This window comes from Gracilimonas mengyeensis, from assembly GCF_900182705.1.
Lineage (GTDB): Bacteria > Bacteroidota > Rhodothermia > Balneolales > Balneolaceae > Gracilimonas > Gracilimonas mengyeensis.
The window spans coordinates 1-23,380 of sequence record NZ_FXTP01000005.1 but is presented as its reverse complement, the minus strand read 5'-3'; the positions used below and the strand labels follow the sequence as shown (position 1 = coordinate 23,380).

Below are 23,380 nucleotides of genomic sequence, written 5' to 3'. Positions count from 1 at the left end.
ATGAACAATTGTAGAGGGAAAGGATAGTGAAACAAATACTTTTGATGCGCCATGCTAAATCAAGCTGGGAAAACCCGGGCTTGGAAGATTTTGATCGCCCTTTGGCACAGAGAGGGCAGGATGATGCGCCAGTGATGGGAAAATTTATTCGGGCAGCCGGCTACAAACCGGCTATCATTATTTCCTCAACGGCCGAAAGGGCACGCCAAACGGCTGAGTTAGTAAGTGAAAGCGCTCAGATTGGTGATAAGATACTCTGGAATAGCAACCTGTATTATGGGGGCGGGGAAGATTATCTCGATGCGATCCGTGAGGCAGATGACGATATTGAGCGGGTGATGTTGGTGGGGCATAATCCATTGATGGAAAGCACTGCCACCAGGCTTTGCGACGGTGGCGCACGGGCAGCCATACGAATGCCAACGGCCGCCCTGGTTTGCCTGCAAAGTTTTGCCGATAGCTGGTCGGCAATATCGCAGGGCAGTTGCCAGCTTAAATGGATGATGATTCCAAAAGTAGCCAGGAAGTTGCAGAAAGAATGGTAGCAGACTAACTTGTCCCAGCCCGGGGCTACTTTTAGTATAGGGTGATTTAGTTAACGTCAGTTCGATATAAAACTCGTCATTGCGAGGTATTCAGCGACCGAAGGGGAGCAAATACCGTGGCAATCTCCTGGATAATGCCTCTGAGCTTTGTTCGGGAGATCGCTTCGTCGGAAGAAAAAACAGCTAATTCCAAAAAAGTGGGCTCCTCGCGATGACCAGCCTATTTTTACATCATTCTTATCTCGAACTCACCTTAGTTAATAGGGCCAAATTGTTAACCTATTCTATTAGGGCTTTTTTGCTACATACCGTACTTTTAAACTGTTGCAGCCAACAAACATCAACCAAAAGAAATTGCTTAGTAAAGCACTCGCTCAGTATCCACAATTTCGGTTTGAACAAGGCAAAAAGAAGCTGTGGAATCCAATTCTAAAAAAAGCATTTGTAAACCGGCCGGAAGAGCGGGTACGATTGGCTTTAGTAGATTATCTAACCCGGAAAAGTGAAGTTTCTGCTCACCGCATCGCTTTTGAAAGTCCCGTAAAGTTAGAGAGCACAGCCAACACTTCGCGGACTGATTTGATTTGCTACAATAAAAATTTTGAACCGCTGCTGCTGGCAGAATGCAAAGCGCCCGATATCAAGCTGGATGAAAAAGCAGCCGTCCAGATTGCCCGGTATAACCAAGAGGTTGGAGCTCCTTATTTGCTGGTAAGCAACGGCACGTTCGACTTTTGGTTTCAGAATCAAGACAAAAAAGCTACTCCAATGCCTGAAGTGCCCACGTCTTTTCAGGAACAAAAACAGCCGCACTGTGATTTTAACTACTGGCAGCAGCGTGTATTTTTAGGAGAAAAATTACAACCGGAAATAAGGAAGTTCGCCGTTAAGAACTGCATCCAAATGTTTGGCGATGCGCACCAGCCGGTTAAATACCTGGCGTTCGACGGTTTTTCACCAGAATTGGCTCTGGAACATTACTACCGAATTTTTGCTTTTGAAAAGCAGGCAAAAATAGCCCTGACTTTTTCAGCAAATCCATATGGAGCTACACATATTAACGGCGTCTTAAACCAGGGAGGGGCGAATACCGCATTTGTATCGGCTTCACTCGATTTGTTAACTAAGGCCGAACATCCCAACGCGGAAGTTCATTCTTCCAAAGGTGTTCAAACCATTGATCTGAAAAAAGAAGCAGACTTCAGTACAAACATGCAGGCTGCTGAATTGGCACAATCAATCCAAAAACTACTCTTGAATTATGTTTGATCTTTCCCCGTTACCAAAAATGTTCGATATACGACGCCTGTTTTTTTTATTTGGGTTGATGGTTTGTGTGGGATGGACGGTTTCCTGTGCCTCATCTCAGCCCAAAAAAACATCGGAAAGTACTCCAGTCCCCGGTCAACCCGATGAACGCATTTCCCTGAACATCAATGAAGCGGTGTATTTTGAATTTGAAAAAAGTGACACGGTTTGGACGGGGAGTCTTACCCTCTACACCCTAAATGAGAACGATGAAAAAGTAATCAAAAACAAGTATGTCTCCGCCAATGACAGCACCTGGAATGATTTTGATGCCTTTGTAGATTTTTTAGATATCTATGAAATTCCACCGCAGCACCAAATAGAAGGCTGGGCTCCCAACTCAGGTCAGTTACCCCGGCGCGTGTATAGCTTTGAGGTGTTTAACGGGGATAGCACCCGCTCCTTTTCGTACCAGGATCCAATGCAGGGGATACGAAATTACTGGCAGGCACAAAACGTGCTGCTTTTTTCAACCTTTGTGCAAAATGATCTCCACTGGCAGGAAGTATCACTGAATTAAGCTGAGTTCGTGTAAAATACCCACAAAAGCCTACACTAGTCATTCCTGCGAAGGCAGGAATCTTATTGTCGCCAATAAATCAGTAGCAGAACTAATACAATTCGATTTCGGTCTCACGGGGGATGAGTAATCAGACTTATCAGGAAATAGTTTATTGGTCCCAGTCTTGGGTTTAGAACCCTGCACTTTAGTATTCCGAAGAAATCTGAGCTAAAATTATGAGGTCATTCAGAGGGTACTCCCGAAGAACCTTAGCCAGAAAATGATTACCAACTGGCCAAAGTAAATGCCCTAAGAATCACTGGAAATAGTGGTTTAGGAATGATGTTCGGATGCTCTGCAAAATGCAAGATCCTTCGGAGGTATCCTCGGGGATGACCGTGTGGATAGGATACAGCGACCTTCAGTCCTAAACTAAACCCCTGCACTTTCAGGGCAGGGTGGCTTATCAATCGAACGCAGCTTAAAGCTTCTCATCCAGCTTTTCGGCCATGCCCTCGTACCAGTCTCCAAAAGTATCATCCGCAATGCGGCGGCGCACTTCATCCATCAACCATAAATAAAAAGTCAGGTTATGGATGGAAGCCAGCACCAGCCCAAAAATTTCATTGTTGCGGATCAGGTGATGCACATAAGCCATGGTGTATTTGCTGCACAGGTCACTGGGGAAATCAGGATCCAGGAGCTCATGATGCTCTTTCCACTGTGCATTTCGGATGTTCACTTTGCCATGACGGGTAAAAATGGATCCGTTGCGGGCATTACGGGTGGGCATCACGCAATCAAACATGTCAACACCTCGCGCGACCCCGTGCAACAGGTTGGCTGGAGTTCCCACGCCCATTAGGTATCTGGCTTTGTCTTTAGGGAGGTAGTCAGTGTTTAGATCGGTAAATTCGTAGAGCAGTTCGGTAGGCTCGCCCACGCTCAAGCCCCCGATGGCAATGCCTTCAAAATCCTGATCGGCCATAAACTTTGCCGATTCAATGCGCAGGTCTTTATAGGTTCCTCCCTGCACAATCCCGAATTGCGCTTGTTTGTGTCCGTAAAGTGGCTCGGTTTCAAGAAAAGCTTTTCGTCCGCGCTTGGCCCACCGGTGGGTGAGTTCCATTGAGTTTTTGGCGTACTCATGGGAGCTGGGGTATGGTGGGCATTCATCCAGCAGCATCATGATGTCGGAGCCCAGGATGCGCTGCGTTTCCACCACATTTTCCGGGGTAAAGGAATGGCTGGAGCCATCAATATGGCTTTTAAAGTGCGCGCCTTCTTCATCCAGCTCGCGGTTATCTGAGAGTGAAAAAACCTGATATCCACCCGAATCTGTCAAGATGGGACGGTCCCAGTTCATAAATTGGTGCAATCCTCCGGCCTCGCGAATAATGTCGCAACCCGGACGCAGATACAGGTGGTAGGTGTTCCCCAAAATAATCTGAGCTTTTACGCGCTCTTTGAGAATATCCTGCGAAACCCCCTTAACGGTTCCTAAAGTGCCTACAGGCATAAAAATGGGAGTTTCAATAACTCCATGAGCGGTTTCAAGTTGTCCAAGGCGAGCTTTGGTTGTAGATGCAGTGCTTTTTAGGGTGTACAAATTGAAGAAGTTTTTAGATTTTGTGGTTATGCAGCCTATATAAAATTGCTTATTTTGGCAATCTTGAAATCGAAACGGCCTAAATGTAGGGTATCGTGCTGAAGTTAAAAAGATACAGGGAAGTTATTTTTACCAGTATATTGGATTTTCTGATCATACTGGCCAGTTGGTTTGTATTTCATTCTTTTTACCCGAATACAATGAACATACTAATGCAGGATTTTAATCTGGATTTTATATCCGGGGGCCTGCTGGTTAGTTTATATTGGATGGTTATTTTCGTGGTAATGGGATCTTACAAAAAACTGTATCTGGTATCTCGTCTGGATGAATTTATAAAGGTTTTAAAGGCCAGTTTGCTCGGGTCATTGATTCTGTTCTTCATTATCAATGTAAATGAGCGCATATCTATCAGTGACCAGCGGGTAATTATAATCGCCTACTGGGCAACCATCTTTATGTTGTTGGCTTTAAACCGGTTTGTGGTGCGTACCGTACAGAGATATTATGCCCAACAAGGTAAAGGATTACACCGCACCATTATTGTTGGAACCGGCCAGACGGCTAAAGTGGCCTACGACGATTTAAATCGGAATAAAACGTTGGGGATGCAAGTGTTGGGATTTATACAGGTAAACGGTAAAGCGCCAGACCCGGATTCTGGTATTGAGCAGGAAGAAGTAATCGGGCGCCTAAATGATATTGAAAGTATTATCCAGGACCGCCAGGTTCAGGATATCCTTGTGGCGCTGGAACCAGACCGCCGGCAGGATCTCGTAGAGGTGATTTCTAAAGTGGACTCTCCTGATGTTTCCCTTAAACTGTTGCCGGATTTTTATCAACTGGTGAGTGGCTTAAGCAAAACCAACCAGATTTTTGGGATGCCCCTGGTGGAGATTTCTCCCGAGCCCATGCCACTTTGGGAAAAAACCATCAAACGGGCTTTTGATATTTTGGTATCGGCTGTTGTGCTGGTGCTAACGTTTCCTTTTTTAGTGATGATAGGACTGGCGGTACGGCTGAGTTCACCGGGCCCGGCCATTTACAGGCAGGAACGGGTGGGGCGGAACGGTCGTCTCTTTACCATCTACAAATATAGAACGATGCTGAATGATGCAGAACGGCATAGCGGGCCAACCTGGGCCACCAAAGACGATCCCCGTGTAACAGGGCTTGGCTACTGGTTACGAAAGCTGCGTATTGATGAAGTGCCACAGCTCTTAAATGTATTAAAAGGAGATATGAGCCTGGTAGGGCCCCGGCCGGAACGTCCTCATTTTGTAGAACAATTTAGCCAGCAAATTCCGTTATATACACGACGCTTGCGGGTAAGGCCGGGTATTACCGGTTGGGCGCAGGTAAAGTGGAAATACGATACTTCACTGGACGACGTAAAAGAAAAAACCAAATTCGATCTGTTTTATATCGAAAATGCATCACTCCGCATGGACGCTAAAATACTTATCAACACTGTAATCACAATCTTAAAAGGAAAGGGACAATAATTATGATGTCGGATGCTTTGGTTATTGTTCCTACCTATAATGAAGCGCATAATATCGGGCGTATTATCGATCGTCTTATGAACTTGAAAACACAGGTTGATGTGTTGGTCATTGATGATGGCTCTCCAGATGGAACCGCCGATAAAGTAAAAGAATGCCAACAAAAATATGATGATCGTGTGGCACTGATTGAGCGGTCCGGTAAACTGGGATTGGGGACCGCTTACGTTCGCGGCTTTGAATATGCCCTTGAAAAAGAATACCAGTACGTATGTGAAATGGACGCCGATTTCTCCCACGATCCGGATGATATTGTTCGTTTGGTGGGTGAGGTAGCTTCTGGCGATGCAGACCTGGCGATTGGTTCGCGTTATTCCAACGGCATTAGTATCATCAATTGGCCATTAAGCAGGTTAATTTTGTCTTATTGTGCGAATATATATGCAAGAGTGGTAACCGGTCTGCCCGTAGCCGACACTACCGCCGGCTTTAAATGCATCCATAGCAAGGTATTGAAAAACATTTCCATACAGCGTATCAAATCCAACGGCTATGCCTTTCAAATAGAATTGCATTTCCGTGCCTGGAAAGCCGGTTTTAAGATCAAAGAAGTATCCATCGTATTCCGCGAGCGGGAAGAAGGAGTTTCCAAAATGTCTAAAGCCATAGTGAGAGAGGCCATCTGGCGGGTTTGGTCACTCAAATTTCGTAGTTTATTCGGAACACTGTAGGGCAATTCGCAATTAGCTATATTATCTATCTAAGAGTTTTAAACTAAGAGTACATATGCAGTATTTAGATTTTGAACAACCTATTGCCGATCTGGAAGGAAAGATTGAAGAACTAAAAAATCTCTCCAATGTAAGTGACGGCGTGCTGGACGAAGAAATTAAAAGCCTCAAAAAGCGGGTTGATAACCTCCGTGAATCTATCTTTACCAATCTTACCCGTTGGCAGCGTGTACAACTAGCGCGCCACCCTGATCGCCCCTATACGCTGGATTATATCGATCGTATCACGGATGAGTTTATTGAGCTGCACGGCGATCGGTACCATTCTGATGATAAGGCTATTGTAGGTGGTTTGGCTTCTGTTGACGGTCAATCGGTGATGATTATTGGTCACCAGAAGGGGCGGGATACCAAAGCCCGGCAATATCGCAATTTTGGGATGGCAAACCCGGAAGGCTACCGCAAGGCATACCGCCTAATGAAACTGGCTGAGAAATTTGAGATCCCCATTATCACTTTCCTGGATACCCCCGGCGCTTATCCCGGCCTGGAAGCCGAAGAACGAGGACAAGCCGAAGCCATCGCCAAAAACCTGAAGATGATGGCGACCCTGAAAGTGCCTTTCATAAGTATTGTTATTGGGGAAGGGGCCAGTGGTGGTGCTATCGGTATTGGCATGGGCAACGAAGTGTATATGATGGAAAATACCTGGTACTCGGTGATTTCGCCCGAATCCTGTTCTTCCATTCTTTGGAAAACCTGGGATTATAAAGAGCAAGCTGCCGCCGTTCTTAAGCTTACCGCACCCGACCTTAAAGAATTGAAAGTAATTGACGGCGTGATCCCTGAACCATTAGGCGGTGCCCATCGTGATTACGATCAGGCAGCCTCGTCCCTGAAAAAGCAAATAAAGGAAAGCTTGAAGCGGCTAAAAAAATTGAAGCCTGAAAAACTGGTTGAGCAGCGTATTGACAAGTACGCCGCCATGGGGCAGTGGAAAACCATTAAATAGCGTACAGTTTTACCCTCAAAGCAATTAAGTGACTGTATATTTCCTCTCGTTCCACACGCTCCGCGTTGGAACGCCAATGATGTATTTGATAGAAGCAATACTTCAAAAGTAAATGATGAAGTTCCCAGATAAAGAGCCCGTAGTAGAATTCACCCACCCAATGCGTAGCCGCTATGGCGAAACCGATCGCATGGGATACGTGTATTACGGGCGATACCTGGAATATTTTGAAGTAGCCCGGACTGAGATGATCCGTTCCATGGGCGTTTCCTATCGGGAGCTGGAAGATTCCGGAGTGATGCTCCCTGTGGTACATGCCGAGGTAGATTACAAAGTGCCCGTGCTGTACGACGAAGAGATGTTTATTAAGGTGATGGTATTTGAAGTGCCCTCGGTACGCCTGCGCACCTACTACGAAGTAACTACGGCCGCGTCTGATAAAGTACATGCTCAGGGCGAAGTTAGCCTCTGTTTTGTGGACCGGGAAAGCCGGCGCCCTTGCCGTGCACCCGAGTCCTTTATCAAAAGCATGCAAGATGGGCTTAAGGCGTAATGAATGGCCTGCTCAAAATGCATAATCAAAAGCTGTATGCCATTACGTTGGGATTGGCTGGTTTTACAGTGATTGCAGCTTTGGGGCCGGGCTTATTTGGTGATACCGCATACACAAACCAGTGGCAGTATATGATTTTTAAAGATCTTTGCCATCAAGACCCGACCCGATCATTTAATATATCCGGAGTGCAAATGGCTGTTTGTGCCCGTTGTATTGGGATTTATGGGGCTTTTTTAGTTGGTTGGTTAACCATGCCCATTTACGGTTTTTTTGCAAAGAAGGGTTCTGCTAAAGAAAAGTACTGGTTAATTGCTGCTATTCTGTTAAATTTGATAGATGTAGTGGGTAACTATTTTGGTTTATGGACGAATACCCACGTCTTGAGATTGGTTTTGGGTGGGGTACTCGGTTGGTGCCTGATGGCGCTCTTAGCCAATGAATTTTTCACTTTTAACAAATCGGAGTATGGATATGGATATTGAAAATGAACAAGCACAACCCAGTTACTGGAATTCGGTACTTATAGCCTCATTAATCACCGCTATTATTGTGGTAATTATCTCTTTAGTGAGTGGCTATATGACATTAAATTCAGAACCCTCAGGAGGGATGTTTAGCCCTCTTTTGTTTGCTGGAGCACTTAGCTGTTTGGTAGGTTCTATTGGAGGTATTATTGTAAACTGGCACTATGCAAAAGAATACGGGGTAACTTATAAAATTGGAAAAGGGGCTCTTTTAGGACTCTATGTAGCTGTAGGGGCCACCATATTTTCGATTGTTTTTACACAGTTATGGAATTTGATTGACCCAAGTTATACCCAAGCACTGATGGACTGGAATATCCAAAATACAGAGGCTATGCAAATGCCCGACGAAGCAAAAGAGCAAATGATTGAAAGTATGGGAGACCCCAATTCTTTGAAAAACATTTTATACGGTGCCATTGGCTCTTTAGTAGGCTTAGGTATCGTAAATGCAATTTCAGGAATGATCGGTGCCAAAATTTTTGCATCCGAAGAATAAAAAGTAATAGATGAAGCAGGACAATTCTACGAATGAAGGACAGGAATACAACGAGATTTATCAAAGTTCTTTACCTACACCATGGGTAGAACGTAACGGTTTTGCCCATTGGGCGATGGCCTTGGTGTGGGTGTTGGTTGCCCTGGTCGCTTTTAATGTGGTAGGTGGTATAGTGGCAGTAATAGGTATTGTTGCCACTACAGATGGGCTGAACATGGAAGCCATGATGGAACAGCTCTCCACCAACTATGATGTGCTGTTTTTAGCAAACACATCGGGTCAGATTTTGATAATGGCGCTGGCTACCTTCTTGGTAGTTCGTCTGCACGTAGCAAAACAAGGCCGAAAGGATTTTCTTCGGCTCAAGATAACCAAAAATACCTGGCAGGTAGCCGCACTGGCCGCTGTTTTATTTGTAGTGGCACAACCAACCATCATGTTTTTAGGGTGGTTGAATTCTTTTGTGCCTGTTCCTGATTATATGGCCGAGATGCAGGAAACCATGGCCGAGATGATCTCCAACTTTCTGAAATCCGATAACGCCCTGTTGATTGGCGTTTTTCATATTGGGTTGGTTCCCGCCATCTGCGAAGAAATTATGTACCGGGGCTACGTGCAGCGGGCCATGGAAAAAAGCTGGGGTATTACAGCCGCTATCCTGATATCCGGAGCAGTTTTCGGAGCATATCACCTGCAGGTTACCAACTTTTTGCCCCTGGCAACGCTTGGCGTATTTCTGGCCTATGTAACCTACATTTCAGATAGCTTGGTCCCTGCCATGATAGCTCACTTTGTGAACAATGGAGGTCAGGTGATAGCCAGTAGTTTTTATCCGGAAATGCTGGATGAACGTATTACCCCGGATATGGATATCCCTGTATTACTTGTAATTGGAAGTATCGGTTTAACGGTAATTTTACTTTATTGGATAAGAACCTTTAAAACAGAAAACGGATCAGCATGAGTTTTTTCTCCGGATCTCCAAGCCCGAATGACATTGATAATTGGGTGTGCGTACTGGAAGCCAATACCGACCTGGAAGTGGAAATGGCCCAGAACTACCTTTCCAATCTCAAAATTCCTTCCAATATCTTATCCAAGCGGGACTCTGCCTATAGCCTGAATGTGGGGGAGATGGCACTGGTGTATCTATATGTTCCGGTAGAGTTTGAGAAAAAAGCCCGAAAGGCACTAGCAAAATTGGAACACGAAGAGCCGGATTTTAGCTACGACGAGGAAAATAACGGCGATACGGGCGACCAGGGAAAGGAAGACTGATATGGCCAGCGACCTCACGAAACGGGTGCTTTTTGCCGTGCCGGCCGCCATTTTATTCATTTTTGTGACCTGGATGGGGGGCTGGTACTTTAAGGGGTTTATCATATTAATTGGCTTCTTTATACAACAGGAAGTCATCCGGTTGCTTGATGGTTCGGGACAAATAACCGATGCATGGTTTCCTTACACCATTGGCTTGTGGGTGATGTTGTTTCCCGTGCTACCCTTCCCCTTCGAAATAGGTCTGGCCATTATGTTGCTGTTTGTTGCCCTGCAAACTTTTGATCAGTCAGGGGATAGTATCACTAAGTTGAGTACTACCTTTTTTGCAGGATTATATGCTCCGGTCGGTTTGTTAGCGTTGATGTTAATAAGGGAGACAGGAAGTCATCCAAACGGATTTTTGCTGACGGTTGCAACGGTTTTAATGGTTTGGGGGGATGATGTTTTTGCGTATTTCGGCGGCAAGGCTTTTGGTAAGCGCCCGTTGGCTCCTCTAATCAGCCCAAATAAGACGGTAGAAGGGTTTCTAAGCGGTTACGTGGGGTGCGTAGCTGGTTTGGCACTGGCAATGTATGCGATCCCCTTAGACAGCGCATTTTCTTTTGTGATGTTATGTCCACTCATCTTGTTGGTGGGTACTTTTGGGCCTATTGGAGATTTAATTGAAAGCAAAATGAAGCGTAAGGCCGGGGTCAAGGATTCTTCTAAACTGTTACCGGGGCATGGCGGTTTCTTTGATCGTTTTGATGCACTGATATTGGCCGCTCCGGCTGTGTATGTTTACATTAGTATAATTATTGGGTTTGGTTATGTCACATTTTAAACTTAGCTGGCAGATTATTCCATTACAGCTAAAAGAACTTTTTACCATTTCAAGGGGATCAAAATCAGAAGTAGGGAATGTGTTCATTTCCTTGTCGAAAAACGGCTATACGGGTTACGGGGAGGCGGCGCCAAATATTCGATACCAGGAAACATCGGATAAAGTGGTGGAATACATTGAAGCCATTCCAGCTGGTTTTTTTGAGGATGTACACACTCCCGATGAACTTTTTGAAAAGTTTGATGATATAGAACACGAACCGGTACAATCTGCACGGGTTGCGCTGGAAATGGCGTGGCTGGATTGGTGGGGGAAATCACAAGAGCAGCCCTTATGGAAGCTTTGGGATTACGGTAGTGCCGAAGGGCCGGTCACATCCTTTACCATTGGGATTGATACTCCTGAAAAGATGCAGCAGAAGATATTAGACGCACCGGAATATTCTTTATACAAAATTAAACTGGGCAGTGGAGATGACCGGGAAATTATTACGGCTATCCGGGAAGTAACCAGCAAACCTTTACGGGTAGATGCTAACGAGGGCTGGGTGACACTGGGACAGGCCAAAAGAGAAATTGCCTTTTTAGCCAGCCAAAATGTGGAGCTTATAGAACAACCTATGCCGGCTGCCGACCTGGAAAAAATGAAAGAATTAAGTAAATGGTCGCCCTTGCCGCTGGTTGCCGACGAGAGTTTTACAGGCGATGAAAACCTGGAAGAGATAGCGGAAGCTTTTCATGTGATCAATATCAAGCTGATGAAGATAGGCAGCTTGGTGCGAGCTCGTAAAGTGTTAGAACAAGCGCGTGAACTGGGGCTGAAAGTAATGATCGGCTGTATGATAGAAAGTTCGCTTGCGAATGCTGCAGGCTCTTTGTTGGCTTTGAAAGCAAATTATGCGGATCAGGACGGGCATTTATTGATAAATAACGACCCCTTCAGCGGCTTGCGGATTAATGAAAAAGGAGCTGTATTACTTTCCGACAATCCGGGGCTGGGGGTTCAGAAATTAGCTTAGAGTTCTTCCTTTGATACTAAGGTTACAAATTGCTTGAGTGCCGTCCAATTCAAACCGGTTATGAACTCACAACGAAGAACGTGTATTTTCCCCATTGCCCGGAACTCTTCTGGGCCGGAGCTGGAGTTTCTTTTGAGGGGGGAATGGCAGAAGAGAAAGTCTTTTCTTTACTAAATTTTGTGTGATGGTGTGTGCTACTTCCTGTCGTCGAAAAGAATAGCAGAAAGCAAACGGCCACCACTTTGGAATGATCAAACAACATGATATTCATAGCGATTCACTTCGTTTGTAGGTTCGCCCTCAACTCGTTTGTAGGTTCGCCCTCAACCTAAGTGAAGTACCCCTGAAAGGTGTGCCAAATAATGGCTAAAGCTGTGCCAAGGCGGTTGCTTTTATTTCCAATCCTGACTTACAAAAGCAAAAGATGAGTGGAAGTGTTGATTCAAAGGAACAAAATGATAGCATGTGCATGCATGTCTGACTGGTACATGATTACAGCCGACATTTTGTGAACTGTGACGAAGGTTTAGGTCGTCAATCATTCCGGCTGCGGGCTGGATTCAGAATGGTGTGATATTTGTATCAAAAAGCCGGCGAGTATCAGAATGAGCAAGACAATATTACGGATGAGCGTGGTTTCTAATCCACCGGAAAGTCCGAAGGCACCAAAGCAACCACAGGATTCCACATTAAAGCCGGCAAGTAAAAAGTAGCTTATGATGGAGGTGAACATCCCTACAAAAAGAAAAGAAATTACATACAACCAGCTGCTTTGTTTACCCAAAAGCAGAAAGCCGGCCAGAAGGAGTTCAACCAGTATTACACTGAATACTATTTCCCCTTCCCACTCCACCAGCCAGTAGAATTCCGAGGCCATCAGTTCAACCAAATACTTGGCACCCTCCGGATCCAACATTTTTCCAATTCCCGAAAGCACAAAAGTTATTCCAATAATGTAGCGGGGAAGTTTGGGAATAAATCGTTTTATTTTTTCATTCATAACACCGAAAAAAATGACTTTTTATTATTAAGAAGCAATGAAGTCACGACAATAGAGTAACAAGAATTATGGAATGAAGCAGATTTATTTTAGAGAGGAAGGCGGAAATTGATTAAAATTAAAATGTAACATTAAGCCCTTGAGTTACTCTTGACTAAGGCAGGCAATGAATAGTGGCACAAGAAGTTGCATTGTTGATATCATTGAAATGATAAATACTTTTTTTTACTTACTGCCTTACATGACATTGAGGCGATGATATGTGCCTATCCTCCAACAAAAGTTAAAATACCAGAACGTGCAGGTCGGTTAAAATGAAACGAATAAGAGCTATACTTGAAAATAGCCCGTTGGTCATGAGTTTACTATACATGCTGGCGGGGGGATTATGGATACTATTTTCAGATAAGGCTGTAAAAGCTCTCATACAAGATCCTGAATTACTGTCAACGGTGCAAGCATATCAAGGATGGGTTTTTGTAGCTCTGAGCGGTTCATGTATCTATTTGCTGGTCAATATGCATAACACTGTTTTAAATGAAGCCTTTAATAAGCTGAAAAAAAGCAGGGATGAGTTTAGAACTACTTTTGAATATGCTCCGATGGGTATTGCACGCTACACCCCGAATGAAGAGCTGGAACAGGTTAACAGGACCTTTTGCAATATGCTGGGATACAGCAAAGAAGAGCTGACGAAATTAAGGCTGAAAGATTTTATACATCCAGAAGATTTAAAGGACGCAAGAGATCTGGACGAACTGCTAATGGAGGGGAAACAAAGTTTTTACAGGGTAGAGAAGAGGTGTCGTAGAAAAGATGGTACTTACTTCACCGGGATGTTATCGAAGTCTGTGGTGTTTGACCACGAACGAAAACCTTCTCATATGGTGATAATGCTTGAGGATATTTCAGAAAAAAAAGAGACCGAATCTGCCCTGAAAAAATCCCTGAACGAAAAAAATATACTGCTGGCGGAAGTTCATCACCGGGTGCGTAATAATTTAGCGTTGATATCAGCACTGTTTGAGTTGCAGACTTTGTTTGCTGAAAATCAGAAGGTAAAAACCATATTAAACGACAGCCAAATGCGGGTTAAATGCCTGGCGCTGATCCACGAATCGTATACCGCCGAAGAGCACAGCGCTCATATTGATTTCGGTAAATATCTTAATGAGCTAATCAGTTTTATAAATCATACGTTTAAAGATGAAATAGGAAGGTTAGAAATGAAAAAGCAGGTCGCTCCTGTGAATCTGAACATAAACCAGGCGGTGCCGGCGGGCTTACTGTGTAACGAAATTTTACTGGAGGTGTTTGTGAGGTCGCTTACAGATAGCAACAATCCTGAAATTGGGATTAATCTTGAAGAAGATGAACGAGAGGTGCAGATTGAGGTCAAGTTTAGCGGAGGTATGAAAGAAATGTATCTTAAACCCGAACACTCAGATACTTTTGGTGCGTTAATCATTAAAACGCTATGCTCCCAGCTGCAGGGTGTGCTAAATGTCACGAAGAATAAGAATATGAATCTCATACAACTGCAGTTTCAGAAAAGTAATCAAAGAGGGCCTAGTAGTACGTTTACATAATCAGATAGATAAAGATTGCTCATCAAAATATAGTAAACTCAACCCGTATAAGGGGGATTGAATATAACCCTCATTCTGAAACACTCCGGCGGTCCTTTAGCTTTTTAAGGGCGTATCCACCTCCAAACAATGCCAGCCATCCCAGGCCACCATCGATAGGAGCCTGATCGGGAGTTGCGGGGAGCCCCGGGGGCTGCGCGAGTAAGAGAGTGGAGGTAAATAGTAAGAGAATAACGGTAAGAATTGTGATATAGAAAAGTTTCATGAGAGAATAAATTTGAGTTTTGAATTTCATTCAGGCCAGCTTCAAAAAGTTCTTTCTACTTTATGAGAGTCAGTTTTTTAGTGAGTACAACGTCGCCGGCTTTCAGACGGTACAGGTATACTCCCGAAGACAGGTGACTGGCATCAAAAGTTACAGAGTGGGAGCCGGCCGCTTGTGTCTTGTTGTGAACGAGCACGTTTACGCTTCGGCCCATGGCATCAAAAACCTCCAATTGCACATTAGTTTGGTTGGGGAGCTTATAGCTTATTTCCGTTACCGGGTTAAACGGATTGGGGTAATTCTGCTGCAGACTAAAGCTGGAAGGAATGCTTTTATTCGGCTCATTCGAAACGGCATCTGCGTATATTGGCTGAAAGGAAAGAGAAAAACGCTCTGTAGAATCCGGGTATGAGGTCAGGTTCTTTACAGCCATTTTTTGAGTTTTCTTGGTCGCGGGAGCTTCAATGGAAAACCAGTAGCTTGCAGCTTTTTTCAAGAGGATACTCTTTTGATTTTCACGGTCATTTAAAAATAATTTCATGTCGTCAGGCAATGACCAATTAGTAGGTGTTAATGAATACTCACCAGACTTAGAGGCTGAGGCGGTAAGTGGAATATTTATCTGATTATGCCCGGTTGGGTAATGGCCAATATCCAGTAAGCTGCCATCTTCTTTTTTTGTGGAAAGTAGCGCGTAATCTGCAGAGAAAGGCTCAAGTTGAAAAGCATCCCCTTTGTTTTTCTGCATACTGCCCTCATTGGAAAATTTAAGCCAGGTTGAGTTAGTCATGGAGTGTCCGCGAAGTTCAAGGCGAACTAAAGCATCCGGTTCGCCACTTTTTCCAAGAAACGTTGCGCTGCCGGTTGTTTTGTCGTCTTGCTCAAAACTTATTGAGGGGGAGCCACTGCCATCTGCCTGTACAAAAAAGCCCTGGAAGGGAGCAATAGTACCATCAAAGTCTCCCACACCATTTACTCTGGTTTTCCAGCTTCCGCTGCTTTGATTGGCTTGTCCGCCATCACCCGTATCGTCATTGGGGTCCCAGACATAAATGGCGTCGTTTAAATCGGTTCGGCTGATAGCATCCCAGCTAACAGGAACGGAAAAAGGATTGCCCAAAAGTGTCCAGCCGTCTGTATTGGTGTTCATGTCGACAGGTGATACCGGCGCAATATGCTCGCTGCTATTTATTGTTAAGGTTTGCGGAAAACCCGGTGATTGTGGACCGTTATAGTCGGCATCTTCATACACATACACCAAAACACCTTGACCGGCAGAAAGAGTGGTCGTAAGATCGTCAACGGCTTGCCAACCAGCAGAAGAATGGCCTGTTGAGTTTATATCCCAGGTGAAGACATTGGGATTGCCAAAATCAGCATCTGCACCCGTACTTATGCCTTGGGTCCAAATAGGGCTTAGAAAATCAGAGAGACTTACATTGGCAGGAACCGAAAGTAACCGCCATCCTGCATTTCCGGTTAAATCCCGGGATATTTCACTATTGGTCGTAAACATTTCTTCACTGCCGTAAGCCGCGCCTTCGCTGTTGGTAGCGTAGGCGCGAAAGTATATTTGAGTGCCAAAAGGAAACAAGTTTTGGGTAGTGCTAAAAGTTCCGGTACCCGAGCCTAAACTTATTTTATGGTCATTCACATCCGGGGAAGAGGTAGTAGACCAGACAATACCGTGTTCAGAAACGGAAGCGTTGCCGTCATCGGTCACTTCTCCGCTAAGGGTGGCGCTGTTGGTGCCAATCCCTGAAGCGGATATAGTTGAGACAGTGGGAGGGAAAAATGGTTCAGGTTGATCTAAGTAAAGTAGCCGTCCGTTATTACTAGCCCAAGTGCGGTCAGGTGTCACTATATCACCTAAAGCAAGGTTTGAGCCAAGACCTGTAGGATAATTGGATCCGGTGTAGGTGAGCCCAGTAATTACTGATGTGGGTGTCCCTGTACCTCCGGTATATTTTACGATTTCGTAATTATCGGAAGCCGCGTTGTACGCGGTAGCAAATAAGTCTCCGATTCCATTTGCAGCCAATCCTACATAATAGTCTCCCTGATCTAAAGTAGATATGCTATAATCTGGAGCCGTGAGTTTTAATATTTTCCCATTAGCTCCATCAACACTGAAGTCTGTAGATACATACACATTGCCATCAGGATCTATGGTTAATCCTCTTGAATATATGTTATCATTACCTAATCCAGAGTAAATAACACTGCCGGCATAACCGGATGATACATCATATTTTACAACTTGATAAGTACTTGATCCATCATATTCGGAAACATAAATATCATCATTCCAGTCGATTCCCAAAGCTGTTGGATAACTTCCCAAAAGAGGAATGGAGGTTGAGCTATAGCCATTGGAAGCATCCAGCCGGAGAATAGCCCCAGTACTGGCAGGCTCATCAAAACCATCTGCGACATATACATCTCCATTAGAAGCTACTTCTATGTCGGTAGGATACTCTCCATCGTAGTATAATCCATTATAAATGACACTGGAGGATGAATATCCACTTGTTGAAGTGTATTTTACTACATCATAGTGATCTCCTCCTGTATCATACTGTACGGTATAAATATTGGCATCTGCATCTAATGTGGCAGCGGTGGGGTATGTGCCAGTCGCCCCGCTGATGGTGGTCTGGGCTTGGATGGAAAGAGGTAGCGTTAAGCCTATTATACAGCCCATCAAGTACCTGATAATCTTACCTGTGAGGCATATTTCACTTAATGAAAGTAGACGTTTATTCATCTTTTGACCCGTATTTTTAGGAAGGCTGCTGTGTAGGGTATATTTTCATTATTATCGCAAATGGAAAGAAGGATTCAGTCGCAGTCAGTATCTCTTGCACTCCGTATTTTTAGTACCCTTTCTTCTCAAAGCGGATTAATCCCAGTAATACTGAAACATCCAAAATGAAAAACATATCATATTTTTTTTAAATGCTATATATAAGCGAAAATATTGTATCCCATTACAGAAGCCCGTAACCCTGTAATTATAATTTATTGTACGCTTTAATTATAGATGAATGTGTTTTTCTTGTCAAGGAAGGAAGTAGATTTAATATTAGATTATCCTAAACCGTAAAAGCGAACTTTTTCTTCAAAATATGGAGTAAAAATTTTATTGAGGGATGTATGCTCGGGAAGCTTCAACTCAGGGTCATTGCTCAGAATACGGTGGGCTTGCTGTTTGGCTTGCCCAAGTAGGTGTTGATCTTCGAGAATATCGGCATGCTTAAAGTCAGGGAGGCCGCTTTGTTTGGTTCCCAGGAAGTCCCCGGGGCCGCGTAATTCCAAGTCGGCTTCGGCAATCCGGAATCCGTCGGTAGTTTTTTCCATAGTTCTCAGGCGGACTGCTCCATTTTTGCTCACCTTCACATCCGGCATCAGGATGCAGTAGCTTTGGCGTTCGCCCCGGCCAATACGTCCACGCAGCTGGTGCAGTTGCGATAGCCCAAATCGCTCGGCATGTTCAATAATCATGATGGATGCATTGGGTACATCCACACCCACTTCAATCACAGTAGTTGAAACCAGGATTTGCACCTCATGATCAATAAAACGGCGCATCACTTCTTCCTTTTCTTCGGTACTCATGCGGCCATGCAACAGACCAATGGTAAATTCCGGGAATCGTTTCTTTAATTTTTCAAAACCGGCGGTGGCATCTTTTAAATCCAAAGCTTCTGATTCTTCTACCAATGGATAGACCACATACACTTGTCCACCATCTTCCACTTCCTGCCGGACAAAATGCATGACATCTTCCCTTTTCTTTTGTGATCGAATTGCGGTTCGGATGGGTTTTCGGCCTGCCGGCAAATCACGAATTACTGAGACATCCAAATCAGCATACACCGTCATGGCCAGCGAGCGAGGGATGGGGGTGGCGCTCATTACCAGCATATGTGGGTGACTTCCTTTATTCAATAAGTCGGCTCGTTGTTTCACTCCAAAACGGTGCTGTTCATCAATAACGGCCAAGCCAAGATTGTGAAATCGAACTTCGTCCTGGATAATGGCATGGGTTCCTACCACAATTTGGGCTCCACCTCCGGCTAAATCGGTAAGGATGTCGGTGCGCAGGGCTTTCTTTTGGGAGCCAATAAGCAGGCGAACATTGATATCCAGTTTTTTGAGATGTTCAGATAGGGTGCGGTAGTGCTGTTCAGCCAAAATTTCAGTGGGGGCTAAAAATGCAGCCTGAAATCCATTATCCAAGGCCATTAACATGGCTCCGATGGCAACGATTGTTTTCCCGGCGCCCACATCTCCCTGTATCAACCGGTTCATTTGCTTGCCTGATCGAACATCCTGCTTAATCTCTGCCAAAGCAGACTTTTGTCCATCAGTTAAGGTGAAGGGTAACAACTCATTGAAAAAGCGAGCCGTGTAATTGCCGGTTTCTGTAAATACGTGTCCGCTTTCCCGCTCCTTGACGGTATGATGGATTTTCTCCATGCTCAGCTGAAATAGCAGCAGCTCTTCAAACTTAAACCTGTTCAAGGCATTTTTATGTTCATTATGGGTTTCCGGAAAATGGATCATACGGTAGGCTTCCGAACGTAGAGGAAAGTTTAACTCCTTTCGCACAGCTTCTGGCAGAAATTCATCTATCTGTAAATGAGCCAGTATCTCCTTCATCCATTTTTGTACCAGCGTACTATTAATGCGGGCTTTCCCGAATTCTTTACTTCCCGGATAGATAGGAACAATTCGAGAGAACGCATCCAAATCACCTTCGGACGAAATCTTATCTACTTCAGGGTGGGCAATACTGATATTTTTGCCGTAGCGTTTGGCTGCACCAAAAAAAGCAACGGTTTCACCTTCCTTAAAAAACTTGCTGAAATAACCCACACCTCTGAACCAAACACCTTTTACCGTTCCTGTTCCATCATTCAAGGTTACTTCAAGCCGCTTTTTTTTGCCATAACCGGCCGTATTAATAGAACTGACACGTCCTGCCACGGTTACCTCTTCGCCTGAGCCAGCCAGGTATTTCATTTTTTGGGTGTTGCTACGATCCAGGTAGCGGCGGGGGAAAAAGTTCAATAGCTCACGGACAGAATGGATGCCTTCAGAGCTAAGAGCTTGTAGTCGTTTGGTACTTAAATATGGTATATCTGTAAGCTTCAACTGTTATAAAGTTATATATCGGTTTAATAGATAAATCCCTGATTTGGTGGGTTTATTTAGAAAAAACCACGGCTTTTAGGGTGTTTTAGAGAAAAAAGGAAATAATCTGGATAAATTTTTTGCATTCGTGTGGCAAACCCCCCTATATTTGTCAGCTCTCGATTCGATGGCAATAACCAAACATTTTGAACTGTGCCAACTATACAACAACTCATACGAAAAGGTAGAAAAAGTAAGGTAAGTAAGACAACCGCTCCTGCATTGCAAAATTGCCCGCAGAAGCGAGGTGTTTGTACTCGTGTTTATACAACTACGCCAAAGAAGCCGAACTCGGCTCTGCGTAAAGTAGCTCGTGTACGTCTCACAAACGGTATTGAGGTTTCGGCCTACATTCCGGGTGAGGGTCACAACTTACAAGAACATAGTATTGTATTGATCCGTGGCGGTAAAGTAAAAGATTTACCGGGTGTTCGATACCATATTATTAGAGGAACGCTTGATACAGCCGGTGTTGAGGGTAGAACCCAGAGCCGCAGCTTGTATGGCGCCAAGAAGCCAAAAGGGTAACATTAAGAATTTAAGATTAATCGAGTATGCGTAGAAAGACAGCAGAAAAACGAGATGTACAAGCGGATCCTATTTTTGAGGATAAGCTGGTAACTCGGTTTGTGAACAACCTGATGCGAGATGGTAAGAAAAATGTAGCTCGCAAAATTGTATATCAGGCCTTTAAAGTAATTGAAGAGAAAACCGGTGAAACCGGAATTGATGTATTCCGCAATGCGCTTCAAAATTCTACTCCCGTTGTTGAGGTTAAATCACGACGAGTAGGTGGTGCCACTTATCAGGTACCTGTTGAAGTTCGGCAAGAGCGTGGTACAGCTCTCGGCATGAGATGGCTGATTAAGGCTGCGCGCTCCAGGAATGATAAATCAATGTCCATTCGTCTTTCACGAGAATTGATGGATGCCTCCAATAACGAAGGTGGTGCTGTTCGTAAAAAAGATGAAACACACCGCATGGCAGACGCTAACAAAGCTTTTGCTCACTTTAGGTTCTAAAGAATATTATTTGAATACTTATGTCTGAAACGAAGTCAAAAACAGATCCAAAAATTTTAGATAAGATCCGTCGGACGCGGAACATCGGTATCATGGCTCACATTGATGCCGGTAAAACAACCGTAACCGAGCGTATCCTTTTCTATACCGGTCGTAGTCACCGCTTAGGTGAAGTGCACGATGGTGCTGCTACTATGGACTGGATGGAGCAAGAGCAGGAGCGTGGGATTACTATTACATCTGCTGCTACACACTGTATATGGAAAGATCACCGCATTAACATTATTGATACTCCTGGTCACGTTGACTTTACCGTAGAGGTAGAGCGTTCATTGCGTGTACTTGATGGAGCTGTTTTTGTGTTGGATTCCGTTGGTGCTGTTCAGCCGCAGTCTGAAACCGTATGGCGTCAGGCTAATAAATACGAAGTGCCTTGTATGGCGTTCGTAAACAAGATGGATAAAGTAGGAGCAGATTTCTATAATGTAGTAGAAGAGCTTGATGAAAAGCTCAACGCCAATCCTATTCCTATTCAGATTCCTATCGGCGCTGAAGCCGATTTTCAGGGTGTTGTTGATTTGATCAATATGCAGGCTATTATTTGGGATGATGAGTCACTTGGTGCCAAGTACGAAGTGGTTGAGATTCCTGAAGACCTGAAAGCTAAAGCCCAGGAATATCGCGCTATCATGCTTGAAGCGGTTGCCGATCAGAATGATTCTCTTATGGAGAAGTATCTGATGGAAGAAGAAATTAGTGAAGAAGAGATTATTGAAGCTCTTCGTGAGGCGACTATTGCTAAAGATGTTACTCCGGTAATGTTGGGTACTGCACTTAAGAACAAAGGTGTTCAGGTGTTGCTCGACCGCGTGCTGGACTTTATGCCTAATCCGTTGGACATTCCTCCGGTAAAAGGTATCGATCCTGAAACAGAAGAAGAGGTTAAGAAGGCTCCTGATGTAAACGCGCCTTTCTCTGCCTTGGCTTTCAAAATTATGACCGATCCTTATGTAGGTAAGCTGACGTTTGCCCGCGTATACTCTGGTCGATTAGAAAAAGGATCTTACATCCTGAACGCTTCTACTGGAAACAGAGAGCGTGTTGGTCGTCTCCTTGAGATGCACGCCAACGACAAAAAAGATTTGGATTATATTCAGGCTGGCGACATTGCTGCTATTATCGGTATTAAGGAAGTGCACACGGGTGATAGCCTTTGTGATCCTGATCACCCGGTAATTTTGGAGCAAATTACGTTCCCAGAGCCTGTAATTAAGCTGGCTGTAGAGCCTAAGACCAAAGCTGATAGTGAGAAGCTGTCAACAGGTCTTCAAAAACTTGCTGAAGAGGATCCGACCTTCCAGGTTAAGACAGATCACGAAACCGGTCAGACTACTATTGCCGGTATGGGTGAACTTCACCTTGAGATTATTGTTGATCGCCTGAAGCGTGAATTTAAAGTAGAAGCTAACGTAGGTGCTCCTCAGGTTTCTTATCGTGAAACGGTATCCAAGAAAGTGGATCACCGCGAAATCTACAAGAAGCAAACGGGTGGTCGTGGTAAATTTGCCGACATTTCTTTTGAAATGGGTCCTATTGAAGACTTTGAGGATTATGATGGCAATGAAGACCGCATTACCCGCGAAGAAGGATTTATCTTCATTAATGAAATTGTAGGTGGTAATATTCCTCGTGAATTTATTCCATCCGTAATGAAAGGCTTTCAGCAGGCACTGAGTGGTGGTATTCAAGCCAACTATTCAGTAGAGAACGTTGGTTTCCGCCTGTATGATGGTTCATATCACGATGTGGATTCGGATCAGTTGAGTTTCGAGCTTTGTGCTAAACTCGGTTTCCGTAATGCTGCACGTAAAGCTTCTCCAAAAATTCTAGAACCGGTAATGAAAGTTGAGATTATCACACCAGAAGAATATATGGGTGATGTTATTGGAGACTTGAACAGCCGCCGTGGAATCATGCAGAGCATGGACTCTAACAAAGAGGGCTCTGTTGTAAAAGCTCACGTACCTCTGTCTGAAATGTTCGGATATTCAACCGATCTGCGTTCAGCTACCCAGGGGCGTGCGGTATACTCCATGGAATTCCATGATTACATTGAAGTTCCTGAAACTCTTGCTCAGGAAATTATTGAAGAGCAATCATAAAGAAATTAAACACTAAGAAATAACGAACGAACAATGGCTAAAGAGACCTTTCAACGCAATAAACCTCACGTGAACGTGGGAACAATTGGACACGTAGATCATGGGAAGACTACTTTGACAGCAGCTATTACTACGGTAATGGCTAAGACCTATGGTGGAGTGGCCAAGCAATTTGCAGATATCGATAACGCTCCTGAAGAGCGTGAGCGCGGTATCACCATTGCCACGGC

Annotated in this window: 23 protein-coding genes; 18 read left to right on the top strand and 5 right to left on the bottom strand. The window is 44.4% G+C overall.

Going from position 1 to position 23,380, the window contains the following annotated elements; translation table 11 throughout:
* Positions 1–26 precede the first annotated feature (26 nt).
* The 3 genes from FN815_RS06675 to FN815_RS06665 all read left to right on the top strand — a co-directional run bounded on the left by FN815_RS06675 (position 27) and on the right by FN815_RS06665 (position 2,373).
* The gene (locus FN815_RS06675) at positions 27–545 is read left to right on the top strand and encodes a SixA phosphatase family protein (protein ID WP_142453854.1); all 519 of its coding nucleotides are present in this window, start codon (positions 27–29) and stop codon (positions 543–545) included.
* 354 nt (positions 546–899) lie between these two features.
* On the top strand, positions 900–1,814 hold the full coding sequence (locus tag FN815_RS06670; RefSeq protein WP_185957202.1) for a type I restriction enzyme HsdR N-terminal domain-containing protein: 915 nt from the start codon (positions 900–902) through the stop codon (positions 1,812–1,814).
* Positions 1,807–2,373: a hypothetical protein gene (locus tag FN815_RS06665; protein ID WP_142453852.1), complete on the top strand. Its 567-nt coding sequence runs from the start codon at positions 1,807–1,809 to the stop codon at positions 2,371–2,373. Before FN815_RS06670 ends, FN815_RS06665 begins: the two co-directional genes overlap by 8 nt.
* 463 nt (positions 2,374–2,836) lie before the next feature.
* Here the strand turns inward: FN815_RS06665 and tgt are convergent, their stop codons facing one another.
* Positions 2,837–3,964: a tRNA guanosine(34) transglycosylase Tgt gene (gene tgt, locus FN815_RS06660; protein ID WP_142453851.1), complete on the bottom strand. Its 1,128-nt coding sequence runs from the start codon at positions 3,962–3,964 to the stop codon at positions 2,837–2,839.
* 95 nt (positions 3,965–4,059) lie between these two features.
* Between tgt and FN815_RS06655 the strand changes: the two genes are divergently transcribed.
* From FN815_RS06655 to FN815_RS06610, 10 genes are all read left to right on the top strand, one after another.
* Positions 4,060–5,469, top strand: coding sequence for a sugar transferase (locus FN815_RS06655; RefSeq protein WP_142453850.1), 1,410 nt, complete (start codon positions 4,060–4,062; stop codon positions 5,467–5,469).
* A 2-nt stretch (positions 5,470–5,471) separates the two neighbouring features.
* Positions 5,472–6,200, top strand: coding sequence for a polyprenol monophosphomannose synthase (locus FN815_RS06650; protein ID WP_142453849.1), 729 nt, complete (start codon positions 5,472–5,474; stop codon positions 6,198–6,200).
* A gap of 55 nt (positions 6,201–6,255) precedes the next feature.
* On the top strand, positions 6,256–7,212 hold the full coding sequence (locus FN815_RS06645) for an acetyl-CoA carboxylase carboxyltransferase subunit alpha (protein ID WP_142453848.1): 957 nt from the start codon (positions 6,256–6,258) through the stop codon (positions 7,210–7,212).
* Between the two features lie 112 nt (positions 7,213–7,324).
* Entirely contained in the window at positions 7,325–7,765 is a 441-nt protein-coding gene (locus tag FN815_RS06640; RefSeq protein ID WP_142453847.1) for an acyl-CoA thioesterase, read from the top strand.
* Positions 7,766–7,782: 17 nt separating this feature from the next.
* Entirely contained in the window at positions 7,783–8,250 is a 468-nt protein-coding gene (locus tag FN815_RS06635; RefSeq protein ID WP_185957201.1) for a DUF2085 domain-containing protein, read from the top strand.
* Positions 8,240–8,791 (top strand): DUF4199 family protein, encoded by a 552-nt coding sequence (locus tag FN815_RS06630; RefSeq protein ID WP_185957200.1) that lies wholly within the window; start codon positions 8,240–8,242, stop codon positions 8,789–8,791. The genes FN815_RS06635 and FN815_RS06630 overlap by 11 nt, the downstream gene beginning before the upstream one ends.
* 10 nt (positions 8,792–8,801) lie before the next feature.
* A complete protein-coding gene (locus FN815_RS06625; RefSeq protein WP_142453844.1) occupies positions 8,802–9,755 on the top strand; it encodes a CPBP family intramembrane glutamic endopeptidase in 954 nt (317 codons plus the stop codon).
* Positions 9,752–10,069 (top strand): putative signal transducing protein, encoded by a 318-nt coding sequence (locus FN815_RS06620; protein WP_142453843.1) that lies wholly within the window; start codon positions 9,752–9,754, stop codon positions 10,067–10,069. The genes FN815_RS06625 and FN815_RS06620 overlap by 4 nt, the downstream gene beginning before the upstream one ends.
* Before the next feature lies 1 nt (position 10,070).
* Complete coding sequence (locus FN815_RS06615; protein ID WP_142453842.1) at positions 10,071–10,895, top strand: phosphatidate cytidylyltransferase; 825 nt, start codon at positions 10,071–10,073, stop codon at positions 10,893–10,895.
* A complete protein-coding gene (locus tag FN815_RS06610) occupies positions 10,882–11,913 on the top strand; it encodes a dipeptide epimerase (RefSeq protein WP_142453841.1) in 1,032 nt (343 codons plus the stop codon). Before FN815_RS06615 ends, FN815_RS06610 begins: the two co-directional genes overlap by 14 nt.
* A 538-nt stretch (positions 11,914–12,451) precedes the next feature.
* Here FN815_RS06610 and FN815_RS06605 read toward each other — a convergent pair.
* Positions 12,452–12,913 carry a MauE/DoxX family redox-associated membrane protein gene (locus tag FN815_RS06605; protein WP_142453840.1) on the bottom strand — a complete coding sequence of 154 codons (462 nt, stop codon included), beginning with the start codon at positions 12,911–12,913 and terminating at the stop codon, positions 12,452–12,454.
* Positions 12,914–13,227: 314 nt separating this feature from the next.
* On the opposite strand from FN815_RS06605, the gene FN815_RS06600 reads away from it, so the two are divergent.
* Positions 13,228–14,502 (top strand): sensor histidine kinase, encoded by a 1,275-nt coding sequence (locus FN815_RS06600; RefSeq protein WP_142453839.1) that lies wholly within the window; start codon positions 13,228–13,230, stop codon positions 14,500–14,502.
* A 70-nt stretch (positions 14,503–14,572) separates the two neighbouring features.
* On the opposite strand, the gene FN815_RS06595 is transcribed toward FN815_RS06600, so the two are convergent.
* The 3 genes from FN815_RS06595 to recG form a co-directional block, all read right to left on the bottom strand.
* A complete protein-coding gene (locus FN815_RS06595; RefSeq protein ID WP_142453838.1) occupies positions 14,573–14,767 on the bottom strand; it encodes a PID-CTERM protein-sorting domain-containing protein in 195 nt (64 codons plus the stop codon).
* A 55-nt stretch (positions 14,768–14,822) separates the two neighbouring features.
* Entirely contained in the window at positions 14,823–17,471 is a 2,649-nt protein-coding gene (locus tag FN815_RS06590; protein ID WP_185957199.1) for a T9SS type A sorting domain-containing protein, read from the bottom strand.
* 386 nt (positions 17,472–17,857) lie between these two features.
* A complete protein-coding gene (gene recG, locus FN815_RS06585) occupies positions 17,858–19,927 on the bottom strand; it encodes an ATP-dependent DNA helicase RecG (RefSeq protein WP_142453836.1) in 2,070 nt (689 codons plus the stop codon).
* A 192-nt stretch (positions 19,928–20,119) separates the two neighbouring features.
* Between recG and rpsL the strand changes: the two genes are divergently transcribed.
* The 4 genes from rpsL to FN815_RS06565 form a co-directional block, all read left to right on the top strand.
* Positions 20,120–20,494 (top strand): 30S ribosomal protein S12, encoded by a 375-nt coding sequence (gene rpsL / locus FN815_RS06580; RefSeq protein WP_142453835.1) that lies wholly within the window; start codon positions 20,120–20,122, stop codon positions 20,492–20,494.
* 26 nt (positions 20,495–20,520) lie between these two features.
* Positions 20,521–20,988, top strand: a complete 468-nt coding sequence (rpsG, locus tag FN815_RS06575; protein ID WP_142453834.1) for a 30S ribosomal protein S7 — start codon at positions 20,521–20,523, stop codon at positions 20,986–20,988.
* Positions 20,989–21,008: 20 nt separating this feature from the next.
* Positions 21,009–23,150, top strand: coding sequence for an elongation factor G (fusA, locus tag FN815_RS06570; protein WP_142453833.1), 2,142 nt, complete (start codon positions 21,009–21,011; stop codon positions 23,148–23,150).
* Positions 23,151–23,183: 33 nt separating this feature from the next.
* On the top strand, positions 23,184–23,380 hold a 197-nt coding region (locus FN815_RS06565), incomplete at its 3' end, for a GTP-binding protein (RefSeq protein WP_246075175.1).